This is a genomic window from Rothia sp. HMSC036D11 (assembly GCF_001814205.1).
In the GTDB taxonomy this organism is placed as follows: domain Bacteria; phylum Actinomycetota; class Actinomycetes; order Actinomycetales; family Micrococcaceae; genus Rothia; species Rothia dentocariosa.
Window position 1 is genome coordinate 1 of the sequence record NZ_KV815316.1, and the last position, 283, is coordinate 283.

A 283-nucleotide genomic window follows, 5' to 3' on the forward strand; every position below is an offset into this window, starting at 1 on the left:
AATCTTCACTAACTATCCTTGCTAGACTTAGGCGGACTTCTAGCCATTGCGCTGTTTTGTTGGGAATCTTCACTAACTATCCTTGCTAGACTTATGGCGGCGGTAGCACCCCCGATCGCGCAGTTGGGAATCTTCACTAACTATCCTTGCTAGACTTAGGGAACTCGCACTGATACCTATCTATCGGTTGGGAATCTTCACTAACTATCCTTGCTAGACTTATCTTCTTGACGTTGTAGGTACCGGTATGGTTGGGAATCTTCACTAACTATCCTTGCTAGAC

1 CRISPR repeat array is annotated in these 283 nt (G+C 45.6%).

The annotated features are described in order from the left end of the window. A CRISPR array of direct repeats spans positions 1–282; the repeat unit is 26 nt; unit sequence AATCTTCACTAACTATCCTTGCTAGA. The last annotated feature ends 1 nt before the right edge of the window (position 283 follow it).